Raw genomic sequence first — 6,186 nt, 5'->3', positions numbered from 1 at the left:
TAGCGCAGCGTAACCCGACGACCTTCATCCGCCATCTCCTGCGCTTTCAGACTCAACTCGGCGGCCTTGAACACATGCGCCTGACTCATGGCATTCTCGGTCCGGTGCAGACAATCCAGAATCAGCTGACCAAAATACGGGAAACTCGACTGCCCCAGACAGTCAATCTCCCGCTCACCCCGAGCATTGGTCAAAAACACCTTTGATGCCGGCGCCTGCCTTGCCACGTCATTGTATTTACGACACTCAATATTCCCTTCGGTACCGAGAATAAAGGTCCGGCCATCGCCCCAGGTCGCTTGTCCATCGCTGGTAAACCAATCAACCCGGGTATAGAAGGACGCACCGTTATCCCCCGTCATGGACATCTCACCGAAATCTTCCAGCTCGGGCTTGTCGGCATTATTCAGATTACAGGCCCGCGCAAAATTGATGCTTGCCTCGGTCACCCCAGCATAAGTCAAAAACTGCTCCACCTGGTGTGAACCGATATCGGTCAGAATGCCACCATACTGATTCTTATCAAAAAACCAGTCGGGGCGGGTCGCCTTGGACAATCGATGGGGCGCCAGATTGATGACCTGAAGCACCCGACCAATTGCCCCTTCGGCAATCAGTTCTCCCGCCGCCCAGGCCGCTTCATTGTGTAACCGCTCGGCGTAGTACACGGCATACTTGCGCTCCGTTTGCGCCACCACCTGCTTGACCCGATCGAGCTGCTCCAGGGTGGTGAACGGCGCCTTGTCGGTAAAGTAATCCTTTCCGGCCTGCATCACCTGAACGCCAATGTCCGCTCGCACGTTGGGGATCGCTGCGGATGCCACCAATAGCGTCTTGTCATCGGCCAGCATCTGATCAAAGCTCTCAGCCACCTTGGCTTGGGGATACTTTTCGCAGAAGGCAGCCAGCTTTTTGGGATCCGGATCGTACACATAGCGAAGCGTTCCGCCGGCCTGCAACAGGCCATTGGTCTGCCCATAAATATGACCGTGATCCAGCCAGGCGACCGAAAAGCCGAATTCCTCTGGCGCAACGACTTTTTCCGATTTACCCAGCGGCGCGTAATTGGCGCCGTCTTTTATATTGACTGAAGTAGAGTCATTCATGTTCTAAACCAATTGAACCCAGGTTGAATAAGCCACGCTGGCCATTACAGTCACAATACATAACACCATTGCCAGATTAAACAACACTCTGTTTAATCCGGTTGGCATGGCGTCACCCAGGTAACTGGGTCTATTGTGCAAAATTGCCCAGCCGATATACGCAATGGGTAGCAACAACCCACATATCGCCGACGTAGGCAACACCACGTAGGGGCCCATGGTTGACCAGACAAATACGCCCAATACTGCAGGGGTAGGTGATAGCAAAGCTAACTTATACTTCAAGCTCCCCTCCGGCCAATTGAACATGGCTGCCGCGGCAGAGCCGCAACACAGCATGTGCATAACCAGGGAACCGACCGCCATGCCCAATATCCCAAAAGCAAAGATCAGGCGACTGGTCACTTCATCCAACCCCGCGGACATAAACATCTTGCCCGCAACCGCAGGGCTCAGTTTGCCTTGAATATCCATATCAGAATTGAAAAAAGCCCCTGCCGCCGCAATGGAAATCAAGCTGGTGACCAGAACGTAAGGCAACACCAGACCAAAGCCGATATCGTACCGTGAGAGCTCGACGTGCGCCGGCGTCCACTTTTTATACAGAAGTGTATAACCATAGATAAACGTCATATTAATACCCACCGCGCTTCCAAGCGCCGCCATCATTATAGTGACGCCCTCTGCATCCTGAGGCAGTGAAGTGGGAATATAACCAGCCATCACAGCTCCCCAATCGACCTTGCCATTCAAGCTCGCACTGATAACCACCCAAGCAAAGGCAAAAATTACCGACCCACTCAGTAGTTTGATACCGGTCTCGAATATCTTGATCGCATTGGCCTTACCCGACCTATTTCCGCCTGATTCTCCGGCCTGTTCACCATATTTCCATGCGGTGTATGCGCAGCCTGCCCAGACCAGAATCGCCAGAGCCAACAGATACATATCACGTCCAACCGTGTTCCCCTCATCCACGGACCAGCCTGTGGAGACCACGACAATCTCTTCAATCATACCGGCACTGAGCGGATAGTGAGCGAACCCCCAGATAATACTGGAAGCAAATGCTGCGATCGCCCAAAGCCATGCCAACGGGGCGTTGACATACTTTTTCATTGCTTCAAACGGTTTTATTTGTGTATGCAAGGTTTGATGCGATAGCGCAAATAACATCACGCAGCCAATGATCATTGATACCGGCTGGACCCATAGAAACTCGTACCCAAACAAAGCACCAATGGTCAGGGAGGTAACGGCACTCCCGCCCCCAAGAGTCATGGCGCCCTGCAACCATCCTGGACCGCTCAGTATCAGATAGGTTGGAACCCGGGCGTACCAGGGCTTAACGGAAATGCGGCTTAAGGTTGCCAGCTCATTATTAGCGGAATCACTCATACTGGATCCTGGATTTCATTGAATAGTCTGTAGGATAAAAGGCAATCGATGTTCGCTCAGCGATACGAGGCTGACATATTGACCTTGGCCTTTCTATTCGACTTTTTACGAAGCGATGACGAAGCAATCCTGTCCTCCAGCGCCCCTTGATAAGTCTGTCGATCAAGCGGTAGCTTTACCGGTCTCTTAAGCCATGTTGATAACAACATGGCGTTGGCCATATCCAAGGACGCCAGGCCCTGCTCCGCAGGAGTTAGAAGTGTCTCACCCTTTCGGATGGCATCCACAAAGTTGGTCATTATCAGGGCGTGCTGATTCACTTTGCCACCCGTGCTGACAATCTCGGAGTGGCTCTCAGGCATACCGAACATATCGTCTGTCTGTCTGTTGAACTCTGATGTACTCTGCTGGTTTCGGACCAAGGTAACCTGACCCGAATCAAAGTGTAAGCTGCCCCTGTCGCCAATCACATCGAAACGATTGACGCCTGGAGCCTCACCGGTAGAACCGACAAACAGTCCTGTGGCGCCATTGGGGTAGCGCAGATACGCCGTCACTTCATCTTCAACTTCGATCTGATGATACTTACCGAACTCACAGAACCCATGAATCTCATTGGGAAGACCACAGATCCACTGAAATACATCCAGATTGTGAATGCACTGGTTGAGCAGTACACCACCGCCCTCGCCCTTCCAGGTGGCGCGCCAGTCACTGACCTCAAAATAGATCTCAGGCCTGAACCAGTTGGTCATGGTCCAATGGGTCCTTTGGATCGGCCCCAAAACGCCACTCTCCACAATTTCCTTCATTTTGCTGAAGGTGGGATCGGTCCGCTGATTCAGCATCAACGCAAACACGGTGTTCTCGTCGGCGTACTGAAGAAGCGTTTCACCTTCAAACGAAGACAGACCGATCGGCTTCTCCAGCATCACATGAAGCTTCCGCTCCAGGGCGTACTTGGCCATGGAGAAGTGCTGCATGGTGGGCGAGGCAATGATCAACGCATCCACCAACCCCGAATCGCACAGCGCGCGGTAATCAGAGAAGTGCTGAACCCCAAGCTCATCCGAAAGCTCGGAGCCACTGCGAGAACAGATGGCCCCAATTTCACAACCCTGCACCTCTCCATCGACGATATTCTGAATGTGTTGCCGGGCAATATTGCCCAGGCCAACAATGCCGACACGAACCGCAGGCGAGTTATTCTCTACTGAGCCGTCAGAAGGCCCCTGGTTAGGTGTTTCCATGACTATCGACCCAAATCACTGGCTGTATACGGTTGATTCTGTGCTGCGCTTTGCTCTCGAACCTCTCTGACCTCATCGGCACTGACAGCACCTGCCGCATTACCCCAATTATTTCGGATGTACGTGGCGATATCAGCATGATCCTGATCACTAAAGCTGTCATTATCGGCCAGTCCGGGCATAACGAGAGGAAATTCATATTCAACATCATTGACCTTGATCGGACCACGCAAGCCGTGCAGCAGAACTCTAATCAGTACTTCTGATTCACCGGTGACCCAATCACTATTAGCCAGAGGCGGCGCCATACCCTCCTGACCTTTCCCATGCTGGCCATGGCAACCCGCACAGGCTGCACGGCCTTCATACATCTCCTGGCCCCTCATATACTGGATCTGTTCCCTGGTCACGAGATAATCTACGTTACTTTCAACAATCTGTTGGTTTCCCACCAGATTCAGGAGACTGCTCAGCTTCTCATTAATGTCATCTCCTAAGTAGGACTCCAGCTCTTGCTCTCGACCCGCAATTCCACTGACCACAGCCTCGTTGATCAATGGCCGATCGCCATACTCATTCAACACCGACGTCAACAGCTCCATCGTGTTGTCAATTTTCAGCTCTCCAGCACTCAATGCCAATTGCAGCGCAATCTCATAGTCGCTGGTCGACAATCTGACAAGATTCTGCGCAAATTCCTGCTGTTCATTCTCAGAAAGGCGTGTCAGCAACTCAATGGCAGAAACCTTTACTTTAGCGTGCGGCGAATTCAATCCGGCTCGGATGCTTTCCCGGTTGACAGCATTCAGCCCCTCCAAGGTCCAAAGCGCATTGATCTGAGCTCGATGGTCGTCGCTTGTTTCCACAAGCCGAGTAATTTCTTCCGCGACACTTCTGTCATTACGTTGGACAATCAGACGTCTGGCGGTATCCCGGTGCCAACCATTCGCATGAGCCAAGTGTGGCACCAGCTGTGAACTGGTTTTATTGAGCAACTGAGGCTTGTCCAGTAACTCGTTCTCAGCCCAACGCAACCGGTATATCCTGCCCATATTGTTGTTATTTTCGTCCAGGTCACGAGCTTCAGACTGTTCCCGCAAATAGGTAGTCAGAAACTCCTTATGCTGAATTACGCCATGGTACATATCGACTATGTATAAGGTTCCGTCAGGTGCTGTATAAAGATTTACCGGCCGAAAACGCTCGTCAGTAGATGCCAGTATCTCACTTTGCGGATAGAGCTCCTCGCCGCTCAGCTCGCCCTGTCCCTCAACGATACGCCTGGCGGAGATCAGGTTGGCTGCAGGCTCAGGAACGAAAGCCACACCGTAATACTCATCAGGAAGCTGATTGCCCCGATAAACCACACTGCCGCTAGAGGCGGTAAAGTTGACCAGTTTGCCCTTGTCGGGCCCTTCGGAAACCAGTGTCTCCGGCAAATAGGCTCGATTCACACCGGGATTGATTCGCACGGGGTATACCCGCTTGTCGCCGATGCTATGGGCTTTTATCTCCTGAACCAGTCCGGGGTTACGGTTTAGCGAATTAGGACGTAAAAATTCCCCCTGCACAGGTACACTATTCCAGTTATGGAAAAGTCGGCCATAATCGTCCATGCTGATGCCCCACTGTCCACGGGATTCCGTTTTGGAGAGCGCCATCTTCCAGTACTGATTGCGATAGATCTCTTCAGATCCTGAAGGCAATTCCTCATCCAGTGGGAGGACTTTGTAGCGACGATCACTTTTGGCGTTGTAGTACCAGTTGTCCAGAGCGTAGAGCATCCCATTGGGCTTATGCTCTACACTGCCACCCCGAGCGTAATCCGGATCAACCACTTCGCGAACACCCAGCTCATCCCCCGCCTTGACTTCGGCGAAGTACAGTTGGGTCTGATCGGAATACAGAATGCCACCTTTTACCAATGCTATGGTTCGGGGCAGGATAATATCGTCAAGAAATACCGTTCGATTATCCACCTTCCCGTCGCCATCGGTATCATCCAGAATGGCAATGCTTCCAACGGGAATTTCTTCATTATTGCCATCCAGATCCGGCATGAACGTGGTCATTTCCGCAACCCACATACGCCCGTCACCGTCAAAGCTCAAGGCCACTGGATTGAAGACATAGGGCTCGGCAGTGACGCTCTCCAACTCAAAGCCCGGTTGTATCTGCATGGACTCCAAGGCTTCTGTAACCGTCAGAACCGGTGCGGGCGGAATATCCTCCGCGGCAATGGGCGGCGTCATGTCGTGACCTTCGCGATCACCCAGGTTTGTTGTCGTCGCCTCGGTTTCCGATGTCTCGGAACCCGGCTGAGAATCGTCCTCTAACACCGCATACGAACAACCTACGATCGACAGGCCAACCAGGGTATGAGCCAATACGGCTACACTATTCTTCTTGAAATTTTTATCTGTCCGCACAAC

The 6,186-nt window shown here is 52.3% G+C and carries 4 protein-coding genes; all 4 read right to left on the bottom strand.

Features of this window, described 5'->3' with window-relative positions:
- Positions 1-1,106 (bottom strand): Gfo/Idh/MocA family protein (locus B3187_RS15685; RefSeq protein WP_286807396.1); only part of this gene is annotated, 1,106 nt, incomplete at its 3' end.
- Positions 1,107-1,109: 3 nt separating this feature from the next.
- A complete protein-coding gene (locus B3187_RS15680; RefSeq protein ID WP_286807394.1) occupies positions 1,110-2,504 on the bottom strand; it encodes a divalent metal cation transporter in 1,395 nt (464 codons plus the stop codon).
- Between the two features lie 56 nt (positions 2,505-2,560).
- The gene (locus B3187_RS15675) at positions 2,561-3,754 is read right to left on the bottom strand and encodes a Gfo/Idh/MocA family protein (RefSeq protein WP_286807393.1); all 1,194 of its coding nucleotides are present in this window, start codon (positions 3,752-3,754) and stop codon (positions 2,561-2,563) included.
- A 2-nt stretch (positions 3,755-3,756) separates the two neighbouring features.
- Positions 3,757-6,183, bottom strand: coding sequence for a PVC-type heme-binding CxxCH protein (locus B3187_RS15670; protein ID WP_286807392.1), 2,427 nt, complete (start codon positions 6,181-6,183; stop codon positions 3,757-3,759).
- Between the last annotated feature and the right edge of the window lie 3 nt (positions 6,184-6,186).

Source organism: Marinimicrobium sp. UBA4209 (genome assembly GCF_002381585.1).
In the GTDB taxonomy this organism is placed as follows: domain Bacteria; phylum Pseudomonadota; class Gammaproteobacteria; order Pseudomonadales; family Cellvibrionaceae; genus Marinimicrobium; species Marinimicrobium koreense.
This window is presented reverse-complemented; position numbering and strand designations above follow the sequence as displayed.

Coding starts and splice junctions, on each gene's coding strand:
- B3187_RS15680 (WP_286807394.1), bottom strand. CDS start 2,504: ATGAGTGATTCCGCTAATAATGAGCTGGCAACCTTAAGCCGCATTTCC.
- B3187_RS15675 (WP_286807393.1), bottom strand. CDS start 3,754: ATGGAAACACCTAACCAGGGGCCTTCTGACGGCTCAGTAGAGAATAAC.